The 22,744-nt window shown below is 75.6% G+C and carries 17 protein-coding genes and 2 pseudogenes; 14 read left to right on the forward strand and 5 right to left on the reverse strand.

Translation table 11 applies throughout. The features are described 5' to 3' along the window. Window positions 1-84 precede the first annotated feature (84 nt). From FIV44_RS16785 to FIV44_RS16815, 7 genes and pseudogenes are all read left to right on the forward strand, one after another. Window positions 85-3,624 (forward strand): acyl carrier protein, encoded by a 3,540-nt coding sequence (locus tag FIV44_RS16785; RefSeq protein WP_181410631.1) that lies wholly within the window; start codon window positions 85-87, stop codon window positions 3,622-3,624. Then, complete coding sequence (locus FIV44_RS16790) at window positions 3,624-7,571, forward strand: non-ribosomal peptide synthetase (RefSeq protein ID WP_141005433.1); 3,948 nt, start codon at window positions 3,624-3,626, stop codon at window positions 7,569-7,571. Before FIV44_RS16785 ends, FIV44_RS16790 begins: the two co-directional genes overlap by 1 nt. Beyond that, window positions 7,568-7,768 (forward strand): MbtH family protein, encoded by a 201-nt coding sequence (locus tag FIV44_RS16795; protein WP_141005434.1) that lies wholly within the window; start codon window positions 7,568-7,570, stop codon window positions 7,766-7,768. The genes FIV44_RS16790 and FIV44_RS16795 overlap by 4 nt, the downstream gene beginning before the upstream one ends. 11 nt (window positions 7,769-7,779) lie before the next feature. Beyond that, on the forward strand, window positions 7,780-9,120 hold the full coding sequence (entS, locus tag FIV44_RS16800) for an enterobactin transporter EntS (RefSeq protein WP_181410632.1): 1,341 nt from the start codon (window positions 7,780-7,782) through the stop codon (window positions 9,118-9,120). Then, window positions 9,117-10,004, forward strand: a complete 888-nt coding sequence (locus tag FIV44_RS16805) for a siderophore-interacting protein (protein ID WP_141005436.1) — start codon at window positions 9,117-9,119, stop codon at window positions 10,002-10,004. Before entS ends, FIV44_RS16805 begins: the two co-directional genes overlap by 4 nt. Further along, window positions 10,001-11,062 carry a FecCD family ABC transporter permease gene (locus tag FIV44_RS16810; protein WP_141005437.1) on the forward strand — a complete coding sequence of 354 codons (1,062 nt, stop codon included), beginning with the start codon at window positions 10,001-10,003 and terminating at the stop codon, window positions 11,060-11,062. Before FIV44_RS16805 ends, FIV44_RS16810 begins: the two co-directional genes overlap by 4 nt. A 137-nt stretch (window positions 11,063-11,199) precedes the next feature. After that, window positions 11,200-12,098: pseudogene (locus FIV44_RS16815) on the forward strand (FecCD family ABC transporter permease). A gap of 42 nt (window positions 12,099-12,140) precedes the next feature. Here the strand turns inward: FIV44_RS16815 and FIV44_RS16825 are convergent. Genes FIV44_RS16825 through FIV44_RS16845 form a run of 5 tightly spaced genes read right to left on the reverse strand, consistent with a single transcriptional unit; the run spans window position 12,141 to window position 15,601 of the window. Next, window positions 12,141-12,812: a nitroreductase family protein gene (locus FIV44_RS16825; protein WP_141005438.1), complete on the reverse strand. Its 672-nt coding sequence runs from the start codon at window positions 12,810-12,812 to the stop codon at window positions 12,141-12,143. Next, complete coding sequence (locus tag FIV44_RS16830; RefSeq protein ID WP_141005439.1) at window positions 12,809-13,588, reverse strand: ABC transporter ATP-binding protein; 780 nt, start codon at window positions 13,586-13,588, stop codon at window positions 12,809-12,811. The genes FIV44_RS16825 and FIV44_RS16830 overlap by 4 nt, the downstream gene beginning before the upstream one ends. Then, a complete protein-coding gene (locus FIV44_RS33250; RefSeq protein WP_181410634.1) occupies window positions 13,585-14,130 on the reverse strand; it encodes an iron chelate uptake ABC transporter family permease subunit in 546 nt (181 codons plus the stop codon). The genes FIV44_RS16830 and FIV44_RS33250 overlap by 4 nt, the downstream gene beginning before the upstream one ends. Beyond that, window positions 14,058-14,594, reverse strand: a complete 537-nt coding sequence (locus tag FIV44_RS33255) for an iron chelate uptake ABC transporter family permease subunit (RefSeq protein ID WP_141005441.1) — start codon at window positions 14,592-14,594, stop codon at window positions 14,058-14,060. Before FIV44_RS33255 ends, FIV44_RS33250 begins: the two co-directional genes overlap by 73 nt. Further along, on the reverse strand, window positions 14,591-15,601 hold the full coding sequence (locus FIV44_RS16845) for a FecCD family ABC transporter permease (RefSeq protein ID WP_181410635.1): 1,011 nt from the start codon (window positions 15,599-15,601) through the stop codon (window positions 14,591-14,593). The genes FIV44_RS33255 and FIV44_RS16845 overlap by 4 nt, the downstream gene beginning before the upstream one ends. A gap of 31 nt (window positions 15,602-15,632) precedes the next feature. Here FIV44_RS16845 and FIV44_RS16850 point away from each other — a divergent pair, with 31 nt between their 5' ends. The 7 genes and pseudogenes from FIV44_RS16850 to FIV44_RS16875 all read left to right on the forward strand — a co-directional run. Next, on the forward strand, window positions 15,633-16,583 hold the full coding sequence (locus FIV44_RS16850; protein WP_181410636.1) for an ABC transporter substrate-binding protein: 951 nt from the start codon (window positions 15,633-15,635) through the stop codon (window positions 16,581-16,583). Window positions 16,584-16,668: 85 nt separating this feature from the next. After that, window positions 16,669-16,788, forward strand: coding sequence for a streptamidine family RiPP (gene amiA / locus FIV44_RS32325; protein WP_246086471.1), 120 nt, complete (start codon window positions 16,669-16,671; stop codon window positions 16,786-16,788). A gap of 70 nt (window positions 16,789-16,858) precedes the next feature. Further along, window positions 16,859-17,575: a hypothetical protein gene (locus FIV44_RS16855; protein WP_141005444.1), complete on the forward strand. Its 717-nt coding sequence runs from the start codon at window positions 16,859-16,861 to the stop codon at window positions 17,573-17,575. Then, a complete protein-coding gene (locus tag FIV44_RS16860) occupies window positions 17,572-18,597 on the forward strand; it encodes a CocE/NonD family hydrolase (RefSeq protein WP_141005445.1) in 1,026 nt (341 codons plus the stop codon). The genes FIV44_RS16855 and FIV44_RS16860 overlap by 4 nt, the downstream gene beginning before the upstream one ends. Continuing rightward, on the forward strand, window positions 18,594-19,925 hold the full coding sequence (locus tag FIV44_RS16865; RefSeq protein WP_141005446.1) for a YcaO-like family protein: 1,332 nt from the start codon (window positions 18,594-18,596) through the stop codon (window positions 19,923-19,925). Before FIV44_RS16860 ends, FIV44_RS16865 begins: the two co-directional genes overlap by 4 nt. Beyond that, window positions 19,922-21,184 carry an MFS transporter gene (locus FIV44_RS16870; RefSeq protein ID WP_181410637.1) on the forward strand — a complete coding sequence of 421 codons (1,263 nt, stop codon included), beginning with the start codon at window positions 19,922-19,924 and terminating at the stop codon, window positions 21,182-21,184. The genes FIV44_RS16865 and FIV44_RS16870 overlap by 4 nt, the downstream gene beginning before the upstream one ends. Before the next feature lie 138 nt (window positions 21,185-21,322). Continuing rightward, window positions 21,323-22,438, forward strand: a pseudogene (locus FIV44_RS16875) (MFS transporter); the annotation flags it as partial. Window positions 22,439-22,744: the final 306 nt, after the last annotated feature.

The raw sequence follows: 22,744 nt of genomic DNA on the forward strand, positions 1-22,744 counted from the left end.
GAGCGCACCGACCGCGCCCAGCACCTCGGCCTCGGGCTCGCCCAGCGCAGCGCGGGCGGCCCCCTCTTCGACAGCCTGGTCGTGGTGGAGAACTACCCGCGCCCGGACGCCGACGACGACAGGCCCGTGGCCGTCGTACCGCTGTCGGGGCAGGACGGCACCGGCTATCCCGTCACCCTCACCGTGCAGCCGGGGGACCGCCTGGCGTGGGAGGTCGAGGGCCGCCACCCCGAGCTGACCACCGCGCTGCTCGCCGGTCTGGAGGAGGCCTTCGAGGTCGCGCTGGTCGCGCTGCTGGACGACGCGACCGTCCCGGCGCCGGAGTTCCTCTCCGCGCCGCGGCTGCCCGTCCGGCCGGCGCCGCTGGCCCCGCCGGCGGCCGCGACCGCGCCCGTCGAGCGCCCCGCGGACGCCGGGGCGGCGGACGCCCTCGACGCAGCGGCCCGCGCGGCCGCCCGGGTGCTCGGCGTCGACGAGCTCGCGCCGGACGCCGACTTCTTCGCCCACGGCGGCGACTCGATCGCCGCCATCGCCCTCGTCGGCGCGTTGCGTTCGGCCGGCCTGGTGGTCGGCGTGCGCGCGGTCTTCGAGGGACGTACGCCGGCCGGCATCGTCGCGCTCGCCACGACCGCCGCCCGCCCGGCGAGCGCCTCCGGACCGGGCGAGCTGCCGCTGACGCCCGCGCTGTCGTGGTTCGTGCAGCACGCCGAGCCCGCGCGGCGGCAGGGCTTCCAGCAGGTCCTGGTGCTCGCCGTTCCCGCCGACGTCACCGATCAGGCGTGGGCCGAGGCGCTCGACGCCCTGGCCGCCCGCCACGCGGGCCTGCGCCTCGCGCTCCGCGGCGACCGGGCCGAGGTGCTCGAGCACGTGCCCGGCACGGTGCTCGCCGGCGCCGGCGACGACCCGGTCGCGCTGACCCGCCGGCTGGCAGCCGGGATCGACCCCGAGCAGGGCGTCGTGCTCCGCGCCGGACTCGTCCGCAGCGAGGACGCCGAGGACACCGCCCAGCTGGTCCTCGTCGCGCACCACATCGCGGTGGACGCGGTCTCGTGGCGGATCCTCACCGACGACCTCCGCGCGCTGGTCGCGGGCGAGCGCCTTCCCGAGCCCGGCGGCATCCGGGACTGGGCGATGGCCCAGCACGCCGCCGCTCCCCGGCTCGCCGAGCGGATCGACCGCTGGGAGGCGGCGCTGCCCGCCGACGCGCTCGACCTGCGCACGGCTCCGTCGGCCCGGTTGGGCAGCGTCGGCGAGGCCGCCGAGGTCGCCGTCGAGCTGACCGCGGAGGAGACCGACCGCTTCCTCGCCCACACCGCCGCCGGCACGGCGCCGGACCACCTGCTCGTCGCCGCGCTGGCCGCGGCCGCCGGCCGGACCGTCGTCGTCGAGGCCGAGGGCCACGGCCGCGACCTCGAGCTCCCCGACGCAGCCGACCCCGCCGACACCGTGGGCTGGCTGACCGCCACCTGGCCGGTCCCGGTCACCCCCGCCGCCCACCCGGCCGGCACCTTCGCCGCGGCCGCCGCGGCGCTCGACGTCACCGACGGCCCGGAGTACGGCGTCCTGCGCCACCTGCTCCCCGAGGGCCGCGAGCGGCTGGGCGCCCGCGAGGACGCGCACCCGCCGCAGGTGCTGGTCAACTACCTCGGTCGCGAGGCCCTCGGCACCGGTCCGTGGCAGCCCAGCCTCGACAGCGCCGCCGTGGAGAGCGCGCTCGGCCTGCACGACGGGCTCCCGGCGTCCCACCCGCTCGAGCTCAACGCGTACGTCGCCGGCGACCGCCTCGTCGCCCGCTGGCAGGTCGCGTCCGGCGCTGCTCCTGCCGCCCGGGCGCTGGTCGACCGCTGGGCCGAGGAGCTGAGGCAGCTCCTCGCGTGCGGTCCCGACGAGCTCGCCGCCACCCGCACGCCGTACGACGCCGCGGGGATCGGTCCCGACGCGATCACGGCGCTGCTGGCCGAGCACCCCGAGGTCGCCGACGTGGAGGCGCTCTGGCCGCTCACACCGGTGCAGCGGGGCATGTGGTTCCACGCGGTCACCGACGAGGTGGACGGGTACACCAGCGCCGTCGCCCTCGACCTGCACGGCCCGCTCGACGCCGGCCGGCTGCGGCGCGCCCTCGACGCCGTCGTCGCCCGGCACCCGCAGCTCCGGCTCGGGGTGCTGCCCCTCGCCGACGGCGCACCCGTCGCGGTCTCCCGCCGCGACCTGCGCGCCGCCTGGCGCGCGACCGAGGAGCCGTCGCTCGACGACGCCCGGCGGCAGGAGCTGCTGACCGCCCACGAGCGCGAGCCCTTCGAGCTCACGGGTCCGCTGCTGCGCGCGCACCTCGTGCGGCTCGATGCCGAGCACCACCACCTGGTGCTCGCCAACCACCACCTGCTGCTCGACGGCTGGTCGGTGCCGCTGCTGGTCCGCGAGCTGCTGGAGACCTACGTCGCCGACACTGCGCCGAGTGCCGTCCCCGACCCGCGGCGCACCGGCCTCGCCCGGCTCGCCGCCTGGCAGCAGGCCCACCCGGCCGACGCCGAGGCCTGGCGGGACCGGCTGTCCGGTGCCGCGCCGACCCTGCTCGCCGGCCCCGAGGCGGAGCCCGCCGACGCGGCCGTCGTACGCCCGCTCGACGAGGGCTGGCAGGCGGTCGAGCAGGCCGCCCGCGCCGCCGACGTCACCGTCTCCACGCTGGTCACCACCGCCTGGACGGTCGTCCTCGGCGCTCTCACCGGTCACGACGACGTGGTCACCGGCACCGTCGTGGCCGGCCGCCCCGGCGACCTGCCCGGCGCCGACGAGCTACTCGGCATGTTCGTCACCACGCTGCCGGTGCGGGCCCGCTGGGACGCCGCCACGACCGGCGCCGCGCTGCTCGCGCAGGCCGGCGCCGACGCCATCGGCCGGCTCGACGCCGGCCCGGTCGCGCTCGGCGACCTGCACCGCGTGGCCGGCGTGCCGACGCTCTTCGACAGCCTGGTCGTGGTCGAGAACTACCCCCACGACCCCGACGACCAGCCGGCCTCCGCGGCCGGCCTGAGCGTCGGCGCGATCGAGGGCGTGGACGCCACGCACTACCCGCTGTCGCTGACGATGGAGCCCGGCGAGTCCCTCCGGCTGGAGTACGCCGCCGGGGTGCTCGGCGAGCACGCGCCGGCCGTGCTCGACGCGGTCGTCGAGGCCGCCACCGTGCTGGTCACCGAGCTGGACCGCCCGGTCGCCGAGCTCGCCGCCGCGCTGCGCGACCGCCTCGCCCCGGTCGTCGCCACGCTGCCCGCGGCGACGGCGACCGGGCCCGCCGCGGACGGCGCCGTCGACCCGGAGCGGCTCACCGACGTACGCACCGCCTTCGCCACCGCCCTCGGTCTGGCCGACGTCGCGCCCGACGACGACTTCTTCGCCCTCGGCGGCGACAGCATCGTCGCCATGCGCGTGGTCTCGGCCCTGCGCGAGCACGGCCTCGTGGTCCGGCCGAAGGCGCTCTTCTCCGCGCCCACCCCGGTCGGTCTCGCCGCCCTCGTCACCACCGTCACGCCGGCCGAACCCGAGCCCGCCCCCGCTCCCGCGGCGCCGGGCTCGCTGCTCGACTTCGACCCCACGTCCGCCCTCGAGGACCTGCTGAGGAACCCCTGATGAACGACCTGATCGCCGACGTCTGGCCGCTCGCGCCGCTCCAGTCCGGCCTGCTCTTCCACGCCGTGGGGGACGAGTCCGCGCTCGACGTCTACACGATGCAGTCGACGTACGCCTTCCCCGGCGGTGTCGACGCCGCTGCGCTGGAGCGCGCCTGCGGCTCGCTGCTGGAGCGCCACGCCAACCTGCGCGCGGGCTTCTCCCACGAGCGGTTCGAGGTGCCGGTGCAGTTCATCCCGACCGCGGTCACCGTGCCGTGGCGGGCGGTCACCCTCGACGCGGCGAGCCCCGAGGAGGAGACCCGGCGGCTGGAGGCGGTGCAGCGCGAGGAGCGCCAGCGGCGCTTCGACCTGGACCGGCCGCCGCTGATCAGGTTCGTGCTCGTGACGACGCCGTCCGGTGCGGCGTACCTCGTCGTCACCAACCACCACATCCTCGTCGACGGCTGGTCCGACGCGCTGCTCGTCGTCGAGCTGCTGCGCCACTACCGCGCCGGCGGGCGCGACGAGAGCCTGCCGCCGGCGCCGCAGTTCCGCGACTACCTCGCCTGGCTCAAGGCCCAGGACGCCGGCGCCGCCGAGGCGGCCTGGCGCGGAGCGCTGTCCGGGCTCACCGAGGGCACCCTCGTCGGCGAGCGGCCCGACCACGACACCCTGCTGCCCGACGTCGTCGAGCGCGACCTCGACCCCGAGCTGTCCGCGCGGGTCGTCGCCTGGGCGCGTGGGCACGGGCTGACCGTCAACTCGGTCTACGAGACCGTGTGGGCGCTGGTGCTGCGCACCCTCGTCGGCAGCGACGACATCGTCTTCGGCACCACCGTCTCCGGCCGCCCCGCCGACCTGCCCGGCGTCGAGGAGATGGTCGGGCTCTTCCTCAACACCGTGCCGCGGCGGGTGCAGGTCGACAACCGGATCGGTACGGCGGAGCAGGTACGCCGCGTGCACGACCAGCACGCCGACCTGATGGACCACCACCACGTCGGCCTCGGCTCGGTCCAGCAGTGGGCGGGCGTCGGCACCCTCTTCGACACGCTCTACGTCATGCGGAACACGCCGGAGGACGACGCCGCCTTCGACGAGCTGAGCACCGCGGTCGGCCTCGCCGAGATCGACGGCGGCGACGCGACGCACTACCCGCTGACCTTCATCGTCCACCCGGGCGACCCGTACCGGCTGATCCTCAGCTACCAGTCCGACCTCTGCACCGCCGAGCGCGCCGAGGGCCTGCTCGACCTCGCCGCGCGTCTGCTGGCCGGGCTGGTCGACGGGGCGCCGGGCCGCACCGTCGCCGACCTCGAGGGGTACGACGCCGCGGCCTACGACGCCTTCCTCGCGCCGGGTCGCGGCGAGCAGCGGGACCTGCCGCCGGAGTCGCTGGTCGCCCTGCTGGAGCGGACCTGCCGCCAGCACCCGGACCGGACCGCGCTGGTGTGCGGGCCGGACCGTCGTACTTTCGGCGAGCTGTGGGGCCAGGTCGCCGGCGTGGCGACCGCCCTGCGCGACCAGGGCATCGGCCCCGGCGACCTGGTGGCACTCTCCCTGCCGCGGGGCAACGACTTCGTGGCCGCGCTCTTCGGCGTGCTCGCGGCCGGCGCGGCGTACGTCCCGCTCGACCCGCAGCAGCCCGCCGGTCGGCACCGGGCGATCCTCGACGCGGCGGGCGTACGGACGGTGCTCTCCGAGATCGACGTCCCCGCCGCTGACGCCTCGGCCGAGGGGCTGCACCCCGCCTACCGGCACGACGACCTCGCCTACGTCATGTTCACCTCCGGCTCCACCGGCGCGCCCAAGGGCGTGGCGATCGAGCACCGCGGCCTGGTCAACATGCTGCACAACCACCGCCGCCGGATCTTCGAGCCCGCGATCGCGTCGCAGGGGTGGCGCACCTTGAAGGTGGCGCACACGGTCTCCTTCGCCTTCGACATGTCATGGGAGGAGCTGCTCTGGCTCACTGACGGCCACGAGGTGCATGTCCTCGACGAGGAGCTGCGGCGTGACGCAGCCGCCATGACGGCGTACGTCGCGGACACCCGGATCGACGTCGTCAACGTGACTCCGTCGGTGTGCGGCGCGCTGCTCGCGCACGGCCTGCTCGACGACACGGCCGCGCACCGGCCCTGCCTCGTGCTCCTCGGCGGCGAGGCCGTCACCGACGACGTGTGGGCGCAGCTCGTCAACGCGCCCGACGTGCTCGGCTACAACCTCTACGGCCCGACCGAGTACACGATCAACACCCTCGGCGGCGGCACCGACGACAGCCGGACCCCGATCGTCGGCGGGCCGATCGAGAACACCGACGTCTACGTCCTCGACTCCACCCTGCGGCCGGTCGCGGACGGCACGCCCGGCGAGCTGTACGTCAACGGCGTCGGCCTGGCCCGCGGCTACCACGGCCAGGCGGGGCTGACCGCGGACCGCTTCGTCGCCGACCCGTACGGCGCGCCCGGCTCCCGGATGTACCGCACCGGCGACGTGGTCCGCCGCCGTCCGGCAGCCGAGGGTGGGCAGCTCGACTTCATCGGCCGCAGCGACGACCAGGTGAAGATCCGCGGCTACCGCGTCGAGCCCGGCGAGGTGCAGGCCGCGCTGGCCCGGCTCGACGGCGTCGCCCAGGCCGCGGTCGCGGCCCGGCGGATCCCGGGTGGCCCGCTCGCGCTGATCGGCTACGTCGTCGCCGCGGCCGGCACCGACCTGTCCGGCGAGGCGTCCCTCGACGCGCTGCGCTCCCGGCTGCGCGCGGTGCTGCCGGACCACATGGTGCCGACGGCGATCCTCGCCGTCCCGGAGATCCCGCTGACCTCCAACACCAAGCTCGACGTCGCGGCGCTCCCGCTGCCCGACCTCCGCCGAGGTGAGGGGCGGGCGCCGAGGACCGACGTCGAGCGCGGCCTGTGCGAGATCTTCGCGCAGGTGCTCGGCGTCGAGAGCGTCACCATCGACGACGACTTCCACGCCCTCGGCGGGCACTCCCTGCTCGCGATGCGCGCCGTCGGCCTGATCCGCACCCGGTACGACGTCGCGCTCAGCGTCGCCACGCTCACCGCCGCCCCGACCCCGGCGCTCCTCGCCGAGCGGCTCGGCGGCGACGACTTCGACCCGTTCGCACCGCTCCTGCGGCTGGGCAAGGCCGCCCGCGGCAGCACGCTCGCGCCGCTGGTCCTCGTGCACCCGGCCGGCGGGCTCGGCTGGTCCTTCGCGGGGCTCGCCGCCCAGCTCGGCACCGGCCGGGCGTCGTACGCGGTCCAGTCGCCGCGACTCCAGGGCGCCGACGCCACCGGGCTGCCGGCCGACCTCACGGCGTACCGCGACCACGTCCTGCGGCTGCTCGCCCCCGTCGTCGGCGACGCGGTGCACCTCGTGGGCTGGTCGTTCGGCGCCCACGTCGCGCACCTGGTGGCCGGCGAGCTCGAGCGGCGCGGGGTCCGCGTCGCGTCGCTGAGCCTGCTCGACGCCGTACCCGTCGATCCGGCCGTCGGTCCGCTCGACCCGGAGGCCGACCCGGAGGCCGCACGCATGCTGGAGCAGGAGGCGCTCCGCTTCCTGCTCGCCACCTCCGGGCGCGACCTGCCGGAGTGGCTCGAGGAGCCCTACGACGTGGACGACGTGCTGGAGTTCCTCGGCGAGGGCACCAGCGCGTGGGCGGCCTTCGAGCGTGACCACCTGGCGGCGATCCACGCGACCTACCAGTACAGCGTCGGCCTGCTCGGCACCGATGGAGCGGGCGACTACCCCAAGGTGGCCGCCCCGACGTACGTCTTCACGGCCTGGGACGGCCCTGACGGCGACCGGGAGCGCCAGCTCGAGGGCTGGCGCCGGTACGCCGTGGGGCCGATCGCCCAGCACGTCGTGGACGCCGGCCACCACGAGATGACCACCCCCGCCTCGACGTCCCGGATCGCCGCCGTGCTCCGGAGCGCGTTCGAGCAGCGAGAAGGAGAACAGCGATGAACCCGTTCGACGACGACAGCGCCGAGTTCCACGTGCTGCGCAACGACGAGGACCAGCACAGCCTCTGGCCGACCTTCCGGGAGGTCCCGGCCGGCTGGACCAGCGTGCACGGGCCGGTCCCGCGCGCCGAGGCGCTGACCTGGGTCGACGAGAACTGGAGCGACCTGCGCCCGCTGAGCGCCCGCGGCACCCCGTGAAGCTGATCTCGGTGCTTCGGGGGCTCGTCGACTGGTCGGCCCTGGCCATCGACCTGCGCCCGCTGCGGGAGAACCGCCAGTTCCGGCTGCTGTTCACCGGCCGCCTGGTGTCCCTGGCCGGGCTCGGGATGCTGATGGTCGTCTTCTCCTGGCAGATCTACGAGCTCACCGGCTCGTCGCTGCAGGTGGCCCTCGTCAACGCGACCCTCGGCGTCGCGGCCTTCGCCGGCAGCCTGGTCGGCGGGGTCCAGGCCGACCGCGCGGACCGGCGCCGCCTCATCGTGTGGTCGCGCACTGCAGCGGTGCTCGGCTTCGTCGCGCTCGCCGTCAACGCCTCGCTGCCCGAGCCCTCGGTGGCCGTGCTCTACGTCGTCGCGCTCTGGGACGGCGTCGCGGGCGGGTTCAGCTCGACAGCGCTCGCCGCCGCCGTACCCGCTGTGCTGACCCGGCGCCAGATCCCTGCCTCCGGCGCGCTGATGGCGATCAGCATCGACGTCGGCTCGGTCGTCGCGCCGCTGCTCGCCGGCGTGCTGCTCGCGGTCGGCAGCGCCGCGCTCGTCTACTGGGTCGTCGTCGCGGTCAGCCTGCTCAGCCTGGTGTTCCTGCTGGGGCTGCGGCCGATCGTGCCGACGGCCGACGAGTCCGGGCCCGACGACTCCGCCGGGCTCTGGCCCGACCTCGTCGCCGGCGTCCGCTACGCCGCGGGCGACCGGATCGTCGGCGGCGTGCTGCTGCTGGGCTTCGTGCAGATCCTGTTCGCGTCGCCGTACGTGCTGATCCCGGAGTTCATCACCGACGACCTCGGCGGCGGCCCGACCGCCCTCGGCCTGGTCTACAGCGCGCCGGCCGCCGGCGCGCTGGTCGCCACCCTGCTCAGCGGCTGGACCGGCCGGGTACGACGGATCGGGCGGGTCCAGTTCATCGTCTTCACCGCCGCCTGCCTGGCCGTCGCGGGCTTCGGCGCGGCGCCGGCACTCTGGGTCGCGGTCGTCGCGATGGCCGTCGTGGGAGCGATGGACGTGCTCGCCGAGGTGGTCCGGTTCACCATCCTGTCCGAGCGCACGCCCGACCACCTGCGCGGCCGGGTTGCCAGCCTCTGGTCCGCGCAGGGCACCGTCGGCGAGACCCTCGGCGGACCGGCGCTGTCCCTGCTCGCCCGGCCGCTCGGCGCCGGCGGCGCGATCGCGGCCGGCGGCCTGATCGGCGCGGCCGCGACCGCCGCGCTGTGGGCCGGTCTGGCGCCGCTGCGCACCCTGACCCGCGAGCCGGACGACTTCGACGAGCCCGACGAGGTCGATGAAGCTGCCGCCGGCATCCCGGCGGAGACGACGATGGAGGAGATGCCCCGATGACCGAGAGCACCGTGCTCGAGCCGGTTCCCGAGGAGGAGACCGACCGGATCGCGCTGTACCACCACCCGCTGAAGCCGCGGGTCCTCACCGTCACCGCGGTGACCAGGCTCAGCCCGGTCATGGCGCGGGTGCGCTTCACGGGCCCCGACCTGGCCGACTTCGTCACCGTCGCCGCCGAGGACCACGTCAAGCTCTTCTTCGACACCGACGAGGCCGGCGAGCCGCTGCTGCCTGCCGTCGAGGACGACAGGTGGGCGGGCGGGCGCGAGCTCACCTTCCGCGACTACACCGTGCGCGCCTTCGACCGGGAGACGCTGTCCCTCGACATCGACTTCGTGCTGCACGACCACGGCGTCGCCGGGTCGTGGGCCGCCACCGCCGAGCCGGGCATGCGCCTCGGAGCGCTGGGCCCGCGCGGCTCGTTCCGGGTCAAGGACGTCTTCGACTGGTACCTCCTCGCCGTCGACGAGACCGCCCTCCCCGCCGCCGCCCGGTGGCTGGAGTCGCTGCGCCCGGAGGCCCGGGCGTTCGTGTACGTCGAGGTGGACGGCCCCGAGGCCGAGCTGCCGCTGTTCAGCCCGGCCGGCCTGGAGGTCACCTGGCTGCACCGCGGCGGCCGCCCGGCCGGCAGCACCGACCTGATCGAGCGGGCCGTCCGCGGGTTCGACCGCCCGGAGGGCTCCGGCTTCACCTGGGTGGCCGGCGAGACGCTGTCGATCAAGCCGCTGCGCCGGTTCCTCAAGAACGAGCTCGGCCTGGACCGCGACGACTACGACGTCGACGGCTACTGGCGCCGCGGCGAGGCCAACCACGACCACCACGAGGACGACGAGGGCGAGGAGGGCGAGGAGGGCCAGGACGAGGGCCCGCTCGGCGAGGAATGACCGCTGCACCGACGAACGCCCCGGCCGCGGCGCCCGCCGACGTCGTACCCGTCCTGAGGGCACACCCGAGGCCGATGGCCCACCGCTGGTGGGCCGTCGGCCTGCTGGCGCTGCTCGGGTGCCTCGTCGTGGCGAGCCTCTTCGTCGGCTCCGAGTCGCTGTCGCCCGCGCGGGTCTGGGCCTCGCTGACCGGGAGCGGAGCGTCCGACGAGGACGCCATCGTGCACGGGCTGCGGGTGCCGCGGACGGTCCTCGGCGTGCTGCTCGGCGCCGCGCTCGGCCTCGCCGGCGCGCTCAGCCAGGAGCACACCCGCAACCCGCTCGCCGACCCCGGACTGCTCGGCGTCACCGCCGGGGCCGCGACCGGCGTCGTGGTGGCGATCATGGCGTTCGGGCTGACCTCGGTGGGGGAGTACCTCTGGTTCGCGCTCGCCGGCGCCCTGCTCGCGGCCTTCCTGGTGCTCGGCATCGCCGCCCGGATCACCGTCTTCGTGGCCGCCACGACCGTGGTGCTGACCGGCTCCATCGTGACCGCGCTGCTCGGCTCGATCTCGTCGATCGCGGTGCTGCTCGACCGCACGGTCGCCGACGTCTTCCGGTACTGGACCGTCGGCTCGCTCGCCGGCCGCGACTTCGGCGTCGTCGGCTCGGTCACCCCGCTGCTCGCGATCGGGCTGGTGCTCGCCGCGCTCAACCTGCCCGCGCTCAACCCGCTCGCGCTCGGCGACGTCAGCGCGCAGAGCCTCGGCCGCAATGTCGGCAGGGACCGGCTGATCGGCCTGACGTCGGTGGCCTGCCTCGCCGCGGCAGCCACCGCGGCCTGCGGGTCGGTGGCCTTCCTCGGGCTGCTGGTGCCGCACGTCGCGCGTACCCTCGCCGGCGCGAACCGCACCTGGGCCGCCGTCCTCTCCGTCCCCGTCGGCGGCTGCATCGTGTTGGTCGCCGACATGGCGGGCCGGGTCATGCTCGCCCACTCGGAGGTGCCGGTCGGGATCGTGCTGGCCCTCGTCGGCACGCCCGCGTTCGTGCTGATCGCCCGGCGGAAGGTCCACGAGTGAGCAGCACCCCCGTCGCGGTGCTCGCCCGTCGCCGGCAGCTCACCGAGGCCGCCGTGGCGACCGCCCTGGTGCTGCTCGCCGCCGGTCTGGTGCTGCTGTCGCTGTGCGCCGGCGAGGACTGGCTGACCCCTCGCGAGGTGTACGACGCCCTCGTCGCCCCGCTCGCCAACGCCGACAGCTTCCGGGTGGAGGAGGTGCGCGCCCCGCGTGCGTTCGGTGCCGTCGTCGCCGGCTTCGGGCTGGGCGTGGCGGGCGTGGTCACCCAGTCCGTGCTGCGCAACCCGCTCGCCAGCCCCGACATCATCGGCGTCACCGCCGGCGCGGGAGCCGCCGCCGTGGTGATCCTGGCCGGTGGCTCCGGCCTCGCCTTCGCGACCGGCGCTTCGCTGGCCACCGCCGCCGTCGCCGGCGGGCTGCTCGCCGGCGTGCTGGTGATCGCCCTCGCCTGGAGCCGCGACCCCGGCCGCCCGGGCCTGCGGCCCGGCCGCGTCGTCCTGGTCGGCCTCGGCGTCAACGCCGGCCTGGGCGCGCTGAGCTACTGGCTGCTGCTCCGCGCCGACGTACCGGACCTGACGGCCGCGCTGATCTGGCTCTCCGGCAGCCTCGGCCAGTCCTACTACGCCGTCTCCGTGCCCGCCGCCGTCGTGGTCGTCGTGGTGAGCGCCGTCCTCGTCACGAGCCAGCGCTGGCTGGGCCTGCTCCGCTTCGACGACGTCACCATCCGCTCGCTCGGCGTCGCCCCCGCCCGCGCGCAGCTGCTCCAGATCGCGCTCGCCGTCGTCGCCGCCTCCGCCGCGACCGCGGTCGGCGGCCCGATTGGCTTCGTCGCCTTCGTGGCCCCCAGATCGCCTGGCGGCTCACCCGCAGCGGCAGCCCGTCGCCCTTGACCGCCGGCCTCGTCGGCGCCGTGATCGTGCTCGCCGCCGACCTGCTCGGCCGCGTGGCCTTCCCGGTCAACCTGCCGGTCGGGCTGGTGACCGCCGCCTGCGGTGGGCCGTTCCTGCTGTGGCTGCTCGTGCGGGGCTCCCCGCGGTGAGCCGCTCTCCCCGGCTCGTCCGACGAGCTCGACCGGTCGCGGTCAGCCGACCGCGATCACCCCGGCCACGAGAACCCCGGGCGGCAGGTCGAGCAGCCGCTCCCACGCACGGTCGTCGTATCCCATCACGGGACACGCGGCGAGCCCGAGCGAGGTCGCGACCAGGAGCGTGCTCTGCAGCGCCGCCCCGGCGTCGAGATGCAGGGTGCGGTAGTGGCGGGGCGGATAGCGCACGAGGGTGGAGTCGAGGTCGATGCCGAGCGCGAGCCAGACCGGAGCCCGGGCCGCGAAGGGCGGCTGGTCGAGTGCGGCGGCGAGGTACCCGGTCGGATCGCCGGCGCGTACCGCGGCCAGCCCGGGCAGGGGCAGGCGCAGGTCCGCACGATGCACGCCGGGCGCCAGCTCGCCCGGCCCGCGCACGACGAGGGAGGGGACGACCGAGGGCAGGCCACCCGCCCGCGGAGCGGTGCCGACCCCGAGGAGGAGCAGGCTCGCCAGGTCGGTGAGCGCAGGCTGGCGCCGCCCGAACGCGTAGCGCGAACGGCGCTCCAGCAGGACCTCCTGGAGCCCGCGGTCGACCCGTCGCGGCGGCGGCAGCCGGAGCGTCGTACCGCCAGGGGCGAGCGGAGGCAGCAGCGCGGGGTCGGGCTGTCGAGGGACGGCGGTCGCGTTGAGCGCGTCGTGGACGGCGCGGACCCGGGCGCGGTCGCTCATCGCGCCACGAACAGGGGCCGGCCGCTGACCGGGTCGTCGAGGACGACGGCGTCGATGTCGAAGACGGCCCGCAACACCCCGGCCGTCAGCACCTGGGCGGGAGTCCCATCGGCATGCACCCGCCCGTCCCGCAGGGCCACGACGCGGTCGGCGTAGCGCGCGGCCTGGTTGAGGTCGTGCAGCACCATCACCACGGTGATGTCCTGCTCGTCCCGCAGCCGGCCGACCAGGCGCATGAGATCGATCTGGTGGCGTACGTCGAGGTAGGTGGTGGGCTCGTCGAGGAGCAGCACGCCGGTCTCCTGGGCCAGGGTCATCGCGATCCAGGCGCGCTGGCGCTCCCCGCCGGAGAGCGCGTCGAGGCGGCGGTCGGCGAGCGCGGTGAGCCCGGTCAGGTCCAGGGCCCGCCGCAGCGCCTCGTCGTCGCGGCGCCGGAGCATGGACCACGGACCGCGCTGCGGGTAGCGGCCCTGCTCGACCAGCTCGCGGACCGTCGCCCCGACCGGCGCCACGGCGGTCTGCGGCAGGACGCCGAGCCGACGGGCGATCTCGCGCGAGGACTGCGTGGTCATCGGCCTGCCGTCGAGCAGCACCTCGCCGCCGTGGCGGGGCAGCACCCGAGCCAGGGTCATCAGCAGCGTCGACTTGCCCGAGCCGTTGGGGCCGACGAGCGCGGTGATGGTGCCCGGCGCGATCTCCAGGCTGAGGTCGGGTACGACGACTCGGCGGCGGTGCCCGGCCACGAGATCGTGCGCGGACAGGACGGGAGCGGTCACGGGCGGTTCCCCCTGCGGACGAGGCTGATCAGGACGGGTGCGCCGACCAGCGCGGTGACCGCGCCGACCGGCACGCCGGCGATGTCGGTCGCGAGGCCGGGGAGCCGGACGGTCACCGAGAACGCCGCCAGGTCGGCGAGGCTGAGCAGGACGGCGCCGAGCGTGGCGCTCACCGGGACGAGCAGCCGGTGGTCGGTGCCGACGAGGAGCCGGCCGACGTGGGGCGCGACCAGTCCGACGAAGGCGACGGCGCCCGCGGCGGCGATCGCGGCGGCCGCAGCGGTCACGGCGACCAGCAGGACGACCGCCAGGAACGGCCCCGTGCGCAGGCCGAGCCCGATGGCGGCCGGATCGCCGAGGGCCCAGACGTTGAGCCGCGAGGACAGGGCACATGCCAGGGGCAGCAGGACGGCCACCCACGGCCACAGCTGCGCCCAGTCGTGCGGTGTGCGGGCGTTGAGGGAGCCGATCAGCCACCGCAGCACCACGCCCATCGGTGCCGAGTCGACGACCAGGAGCAGCGAGGTCGCCGCCGAGAGCACGGCCCGAGCAGCACTCCGGCCACGGCCAGCGAGCGGCGCCCCACGGCGTACAGGATCGCGCCGGTCGCCAGCGCGCCGGCCAGGGCGGCCGGATAGGCCAGGGCATGGCCCGGCCACAGCACGAGGGAGCCGGTCACGGCCAGCGCTGCTCCGGCGCCGACGCCGGTGGTCGCGGGCTCGGCGAGCGGGTTGCGGACCACCGCCTGGACCAGCACGCCGGCCACGGCCAGCAGGGCCCCGGCGGCGAGCCCGACCAGGACCCGCGGGAGCCGGTAGTCGAGCACGATCACCTGGTACGCCGGATGGCTGGCGCGACCGGTCAGCGCCCGGAAGACCTCGCCGGCCGGCAGGTCGGAGCGGCCGATGAACAGATGGGCCAGCACGAGGGCGACGCCGGCCAGCACGCCGCCGGCCACCACGGCCCCGGCGCGTCCGGCCGGTCGCACCCGTCGCGCAGCCGTCATCGGGGCACCGGCGCGGGCCGGCGGAGGAGAAGGAGCGCCGGGACGCCGACCAGTGTGGTGGCGATCCCGACCGGGATCTCGACCGGGTAGAGCAGCCGGCGCGAGGCGAGGTCGGCCGCCATCAGCAGCACGCCGCCGACCACCGCGACGAGCGGGAGCACGCGCCGTGTGCTCGTCGTACCGGTCATCCGCCGGGCGATGTGCGGCGCCAGCAGCGCCACGAAGGCGACCGGCCCGCAGACGGCGGCGACCGCCGCGGCGAGGACGGCCGCGATCGCGACTGCGAGGACCCGGGTCGGCGCCACGGGTACGCCCAGCCCCGCGGCGACGTCGTCGCCGAGGGTCAGCGCCTCGACCCGCCGGCGCAGCAGCCAGGCGACGGCGAGGCCGGCCGCGACGAACGGGAGCACGGTCAGCAGGTGGGGCCAGCCGCGGGCGGCCAGGCTGCCGAGCAGGTACCGGAAGAGGACGACCACATTGCCCTGTGTGCCGAGGCCGACGATCGCGACCACGAGACCGCCGCACGCAGCGGACATCGCTGCGCCGACCAGGACCACGCCCGCGGGGTCGCGGGTGCGCCCGATCGCGAGCAGCACGAGGGTGCCGGCCACGAGGGCGCCGCCGAGCGCGAGCCACGGCTGGAGCGCGAGCGGGACGCCCAGGCCGAGGACGACGATCGTCGCGACCACGACGGCGGCGCCGGAGGAGACGCCCAGCAGCTCGGGGCCGGCGATGGGATTGCGCAGGGCGTCTTGCAGCAGCAGTCCGGCGACGCCGAGGCCGGCTCCGGCGACGAGGCCCAGCAGGGCGCGAGGGAGCCGGACCGCCGTGACCGTCACCCGCAGGGGGTGTTCCGGGTCCATCAGGGCCGCGACGGCGGTCGCGGGGCCGAGCGCCGGCTCGCCGAGGCACAGGGCGGCGAGGAGGCAGCACGCTGCGACGCAGACGACGATCCCGACGACGAGGCGGGTGCGACCGGTCGCTGTCGAATTGGGAATGATTATCATTTCGATTCCATCGTTCCCCAGAGGAGAATCCATGCGCAAGTCCACCCGCCTCGCCGCTCTGGCGCCGGCCGCCCTGCTCGCCGCCTCGCTGCTCGCCGCCTGCGGCGCCTCGGACGCCGCCGACGAGGCCGACGCCGCCGACGCGGCCCGCCCGCCGTCGGGATCGATCACGGTCACCGACGACACCGGCACCGAGATCACCCTCGACGCCCCCGCGACCCGGATCGCCTGCCTCACCATGATCTGCGTCGACGCGCTGACCGAGGTCGGCATCACGCCGGTGGCCTACCGCGAGGCCCTGGCCCTCGACGAGCGGTACGCCGGGCCCGACGCCGACATGCGCGAGATCACCGGCGGCTTCGGCGAGGAGAACGTCGAGGACATCGCGCTGGCGACGCCCGACCTGGTCATCGGGCTCGCCGGCGCCCAGGACGGGCTGCGCGCCGCGGTCGAGGCGCACGCACCCCTCTTCCTCGTCGAGCCCCGCTCCTGGCGGGACTCGGTCGCCTTCCTGCGCACCGTCGGCGAGCTCACGGGGACCGAGGATGCCGCTGAGGAGAGGGCGAGCGGCTTCGTCGAGCGCGTCGAGGCCGCGGCGGAGAACCGTAGCGAGCTCACGACGCTGTCCATGTACGGCGAGCCGGGAAGTCTCGGCGTGGACTCGGTCGAGACCCCTGTCGGCTCCCTTCTCGCCGAGGTCAGCGACTATCCGTGGCCCGCGGGCGACGACCCGTTCGCCAGCGTGGCCGTGGAGCAGATCGCGGCGGTCGACCCGGACGTGATCTTCGCGCAGGCGTTCTCGCCCTCCGTGGACACCGAGCCGCTGGGCGAGCGCCTCGCCGCCGACCCGATCTGGGCGGGACTGGGCGCGGCGCGCGCGGGCCGCGTGGTCGAGGTCGAGGCCGCGGTCTGGGCCACCGGCCGCGGCACGATCTCGCTCGGCCTGGTGCTCGACGCCGTCGAGAAGAATCTCTCGAAATAAGATTGAGAATCATTCTCATTATAGATACAGTCCCGACCGCGGCCCCGTTCCGTGGGTCGCGCACCCTGCAAGCAAGGAGAGAGCCATGAACGAGTTCTTCACCCCGGTCGGCCAGCGGGCCCAGCTGTCCACCCACAGCGCCGGTCACAGCAACGCCCTCGTCGAGAACCCCTTCGACGAGGTCGAGGCCACCGAGGGCGACTGACCCACCGGTCCATCCGTCGGCCCCCGCGTGTCTCAGGTGCGCGGGGGCCGACCCCTTCGACGAGGTCCCCATGAACCCCACCCCCACCCCGCCGAGCCTGCACCGGCTGCCCGCCTCGGTCCGGCTGCGTCCCGACGTCGCGCTCTACGCCACCGGCGACGGGCACGTGCTGCTCGCCGGCGATGTCCACCACCACGTGCGACTCGACGACGCCGACCTGCAGGCGCTGCTCGACGCGCTGCTCCTCGGCGACGAGCCCCGGCCGCCGCAGGCGCGCGCGGCCCTCGCCTCCCTGGTCGACGCCGGCCTGGCCGACCCGGCGCCGGTCCGGGTCGACGTGGCCGGCGACGGTGTGCTCGCCACCGCGCTGCGCGCCGCGCTCCTGCGGATGGGCGCCGGCATCGAGGCCGGAGGCACGCCCGTCGCCGCCCTCGACGACGACCGGCCCCTCGCCCGCCTGCCGGCCACCACCGCCGCCTGCTGGGCGAGCGGACACCGGGTCGTGCTGTCCCCGCCCGCCGTCCCGGCCGCACAGGTCGCGGCCCGTCACCGCGCGGCGACCGTGCACCGCGACGCCGACCGGCGCGTCGTGCCCGCTCCGGGTGCGCGGGGCGTCCGCTCGGCCGTCAGCGCCCTGACCGGCGCCGGGCTCGAGCTGGCCGCCGTCCAGGTCGCCGCCGAGCTGCTCCGCGCCGAGCGCCCCGCCCACGAGGCGGTCGTGGTCGACCTGGTCGCGCTCACCATCAGTCGCCACCCGGTGCTGCCGGTGCCGGCCGCGCCGCGATGAGGAGCCGGCAGGTCCGCGTCGGCGGGCTGGCCACCTACGCCTGGCTGCCCGACGGGCCGCCGCGGGCGGTGCTCGTCTGCCGCACGCCGTACGGCGCCGCGCAGCACGTCGGCGAGGCGCACGGCTGGACCTCCCGGGGCATCGGCCTCGTCGTGCAGGACGTCCGCGGGCGGCACGCCTCGCCGGGCCGGTTCGATCCGTACGCCGAGAACGGCTGCTCCGACGGACCCGACCTCCTGGCGTGGGTCCGGTCCTGGGCCGCGGCCCCGGTGATCCTGATGGGCACGTCGTACGGCGCGCACACCGCGCTCGCGACCGCGCTGACGACGCCGCCGGACGGCGTCGTCGTCGCCGTGCCCGCGCTCGGGCTCGGCGAGACCGCCCGGACCCGCGGCGGCGTGCTGCAGCTGGCCTCCCGGCTGGGCTGGTGGTTGGCGCAGGACGTGAGGCGACCGTGGGCCGAGGTCGTCGCGGCCCGCCGCCGCGACGCCGAGCGCGCGGCGGCCGTGTCCCGGGTCGCGTGCCCGCTGCTGGTGATCGGCGGCACCGACGACCACTTCGCCCACGACACCGTCGACCTGTGGGCGGCCTGGGGCGGTCCGTCCCGGCTGGTGCTCGGACCGTGGGACCACGGCCTGGCCGGCGCGGGCCGGGCCCGTCGGATCCTCGACTGGCTCGGCACCGTCCTCGACGGCGCGCCGGCCAGTGGCGCGACCACGATCGACCGCGCCGGGGCGGTCCGCGACGCCCCGCCGGCGTTGGCGTCGGTCCGGCTGGCCGCCACCGGCCCGGCCGCGCAGTGGTGCGCCTCGCTCGTCGTACGCCGCCCCGACGGCACCGCTCGCGAGGTGGCCCACGGCGCCGCCTTCGGCGACCGGATCACCCTCGGTCCCGTCGTGCTCACCGACGACGAGCGCGCCGCGCTCGCCCTCCGCGTCACCCCCGACGACTTCCCCCGCTACGCCCGCCCGCACCGGCCGCCGCTGCCGGTCCCGGATCACCGCCTGGAGCTCTCCGCATGACCAGCCTGCCCGTCGACGCCCTCGTCGATCCCCACTTCGGCCTGGTCACCGGGCTGCACCCCGTGGAACGGCTCGAGGGCCTGCCGCCGGCATACGTCGGCATCACCGCCGAGGTCGCCGACTCCCGCGTCCATGGCAACTGGCCGAGCGACCGGGTCTCGCTGGGGACCACCTTCGGCGACCCTGAGGGTGCCCGGATCGCCGCGATCGGCGAGGCGGTCGAGCGCTACTGCGGCAACTACGTCCCCGACGGCGTGCGCCGCGGCTCGGCGCGCGAGCTGGCGGCGGCCGGGCACCGCCTGCTCGGGCCGGAGGACCTGCGCTTCTTCGCGGACTGGCAGCACGACCGGGCCGGCTTCCCCTTCGCCCGGTTCACCGAGGACGTCGCGATCGCCTGGGTCGAGGGACGCGGAGACGACGGACCGGTGCTCGTGCCCGCGTCCTGGGCTCACCTCAACTGGCGCACCGGCTCCCGCCGCCGCGACGCCTTCCTCCACCACGTCAACTACGCCGGCATCGCGACCGGCCAGGACGTCGAGGACGCCACCCGGCGGGGTCTGCTCGAGCTGGTCGAGCGCGACTCCCTGTCGCTGTGGTGGCATCTCCGGCTGCCGGCCCCCGGCATCGACCCGGCCACCGTCCCCGGCCTGCTGGACCACCTGGCCGGCTCGCGACTCGAGCTCCACCTGCTGGCGCTGCCGGCCTGGTTCGGCGTACCGGTGGTCGCCGCCGTGGTCCACGACGCCGTGACCGGGATCGTCGCGGGCGGCTTCTCCGCCAAGCTCGACCCCGCGGAGACGGCGATCAAGGCGACCCTGGAAGCGATCCACAGCTGGGTCTTCACCCAGGGCCTGCTCGAGGCCGACGGCTGGGTCTTCGACGCGGTGCGGGCCGGGATCCTCTCCGAGGGCCTCTACCTGCCCCACCGCCCCGATCGCGACTACCTCGCGGTGTCCGGGGAGCAGTGTGCCGCGGTCCGCGACCTCGGCGCGCAGGCCCAGGTCTGGCTCGACCCCGCCGTCCAGCGCGCGCTGCTGCCGCGGTTCACCGAGCCGTCCGCCACGGTCGGCCTGGACGAGCTGCCCACCGGCACCGAGCCGGGACTGCGGGCGGCACTCGCCGCCGCGGGCCACGAGGTGGTCGTCTGCGACCTCACCACTCCCGACATCGCGCTCACCCCGCTGCGCGTGGTGCGGGTCTGCGCCCGCGGCCTGGTCCCCAACGCGCCGGCGGCCTTCCCCTACTACGGGCTGCCGCGCTGGAGCCAGGTCGCCGGGCGGCCGCCCACCCCGGACTCCCTGCTCCTGCTGCCCCCGCCGAGCCTGTGACCTCCCCCCGGACCGGCGCCCTCGCCGACCCGACGTACCGCCGCTTCCTCGCGGCGCGGACGGTCGCCATGGCGGGCAACGCCCTCACGATGGTGGCGCTCCCCGTCCTCGTCTACCGGCTCACCGGCAGCGCGACGCTCACCGCCCTGATCGCGGCCGCCGAGACCGCGCCGTACCTCGTCGTCGGGCTGCCCGCGGGCGCCCTGGTCGATCGGTGGAACCGTCGCCGGGTGCTCGTCGTCACGGGTGCCCTCAGCGGGCTCGGGCTGCTCACCGTCCCGGCGGCGGACCTGCTCGGCATCCTGACTTTCGCGCAGCTGCTGGCGGTCGCCCTCGCGATCTCGACGCTCTTCGTGTTCGCCGACGCCGCGTCCTTCGGACTCGTCCCGCAGATGGTCGGTCGCGGCCGGGTCGCCTCGGCCACCTCGACCCTCGTCACCGTGGGTACGGCGATCGGGCTGGTCGGCCCGCTGATCGCCGGCGTGCTCGTCACCACCACCTCGCCGGCGCTCGTGCTCGGGCTCGACGGCCTCGGCTACCTGCTGGCCTCGGCCGTCGTCTCCCGGCTGCGCTGGGCCGGCAGCGAGACGACACCGGAGCCGGTCGCCGGCCGGCGCCTGCGCCGCGAGGTCGGCGACGGCCTCCGCTTCATCTGGTCCGTCCCGGTCGTGCGCTGGCTGACGGTCCTGGGCACCGGCGCCAGCCTGGCGGGCGGCGCGGCCTCCGGCCTCCTGGTCGTGGTCGGCGTGGAGCAGCTCGGCCTCGCCTCCGACTCCCCGGCGCTCGGCTGGCTGTTCGCCGCCGGCGCCCTCGGGACCTTCGTGGCGAGCCTCGCCCTGCCGCGGGTGCAGCGGCGCTGGGGCGTCGGTGCGATCACCACGTCGGGGTACGCCGTGGCGCTCGCCGCCCTGCTCGCCCTCTCCGCGGCCTCGTCGGTGCCGCTCGCCCTGGTGCTGCTCGCCGTCCTGAACTTCGCGATGACCTCGTTGATCGTCAACGGCATCGTCACCCGCCAGGTCGTCACTCCCGACCACCTCCAGTCCCGGGTGAACACGACCGCGCGACTGATCGCCTGGGGCGGCAGCCCCCTCGGTGCCGCGCTCGCCGGCGTGGTCGCCGGCGCGGCCGGCACCGAGTGGGCCCTGCGCGCGGCATCGGCCGGGCTGCTGGTCAGCCTGGTGGGCGCGGTCGTGGTCGGCGTACCTCGGTTCGGTCGTCTCGACGCGCTACGCGTGCCTTCCGCGCCGGTCTCCTCGTGATCCCGTGAGTCCGTGAGGGCGCGTGAGCCCGTGAGGCGGAGTTGACGAGAGGAAACCTCCGGACGCCCCGGGCCGAAACCGCGGCCGCCGACGCTGAGGGACGACCACCCGGACCTCCGTCCCTGCCAGGAGCCTGCGATGACCCTGACCAGTCCACGTGGCGGCGACCTCGCCGCCCGCGCGCCCGAAGCGACCCCGCACCGTCGCAGGGGCCGGTGGATCGACGACTGGCGTCCCGAGGACCCGGCGTTCTGGGAGTCGACCGGCGCGCCGATCGCCCGGCGCAACCTGGTCTGGTCGATCTTCGCCGAGCACCTCGGGTTCTCGGTGTGGCTGATCTGGAGCGTGAGCTCGGCGTTCCTGGTCGCGCAGGGGTTCGCCTTCACGCCGCAGCAGCTGTTCTTCCTGGTGGCGATCCCTAACCTCGTCGGTGCGCTGATCCGGGTGCCGTACACGCTGGCGGTCGGCCGGTTCGGCGGCCGGAACTGGACGATCGTGAGCGCCGGGCTGCTGCTCGTCCCGACGCTCGGCTTCGCGTACGCCGTCACGCGGCCCGGCACGCCGTACTGGATGTTCTGCGTGATCGCCGCGACCGCCGGCTTCGGCGGCGGCAACTTCGCCAGCTCGATGGCGAACATCAACTTCTTCTACCCCGCCCGGCTCAAGGGCGCCGCGCTCGGCCTCAACGCCGCGGGCGGCAACCTCGGCGTCGCGATCATCCAGCTGTTCCTGCCGGTGATCGTCGGCGGCGCGGGCGTCTTCGGCCTGGTCAGGGCGAGTGAGGGCGGGATCCACCTGGAGCGGGCGGCCTGGGTGTACGCCGGCCTCGCGGTCGTCGCCGTGCTCGCAGCGCTGCTGTGCATGGACAACCTGTCCAACGCGCGCACCGACACCCGCCAGCAGCTCGGCGTACTGAAGCACCGGCACACCTGGGTGATGGCGTTCCTCTACATCGGCACCTTCGGCTCGTTCATCGGCTACTCCGCCGCGATGCCGCTGCTGATCAAGCTCAACTTCTGGCACCAGGCCGGCCCGATGGCGCCGGGGATCGGCATCAACTTCGCCTACTACGCCTTCCTCGGCGCCCTCGTCGGCTCCGTCACCCGCCCGCTCGGCGGCCACCTCGCCGACCGGTTCGGCGGCGCCCGGGTCACGCTGGCGGCCTTCGCCGGACTGGTCCTCGGCACCCTCGGGATCCTCGGCACCCTGTCGCTGCTGACCCCGATCCCGGCCGCCGAAGGCGCCGCGCAGACCGCGGCCGTCGACGCCAACGCCGCGGTCTTCCCGCTGTTCCTCGGCGTCTTCCTGCTGGTGTTCGCCTGCACGGGCATCGGCAACGGGTCGACGTACAAGATGATCCCCGCGATCCACCGCACCGACGCGGTCCTCGCCACCACCGCCGACACCCCGAGCGCGAGCTCGCCCTCCTCGACGGCACCAAGCGGTCCTCCGCCGCGGTCGGCATCATCGGCGCCGTCGGCGCGATCGGCGGCTTCCTCATCCCGATCACGTTCAACAGCCCGTGGGTCAGCGAGCCGCTCGGCGCCACCCGCAGCGCCT

Source organism: Nocardioides humi (genome assembly GCF_006494775.1).
GTDB classification, from domain to species: domain Bacteria; phylum Actinomycetota; class Actinomycetes; order Propionibacteriales; family Nocardioidaceae; genus Nocardioides; species Nocardioides humi.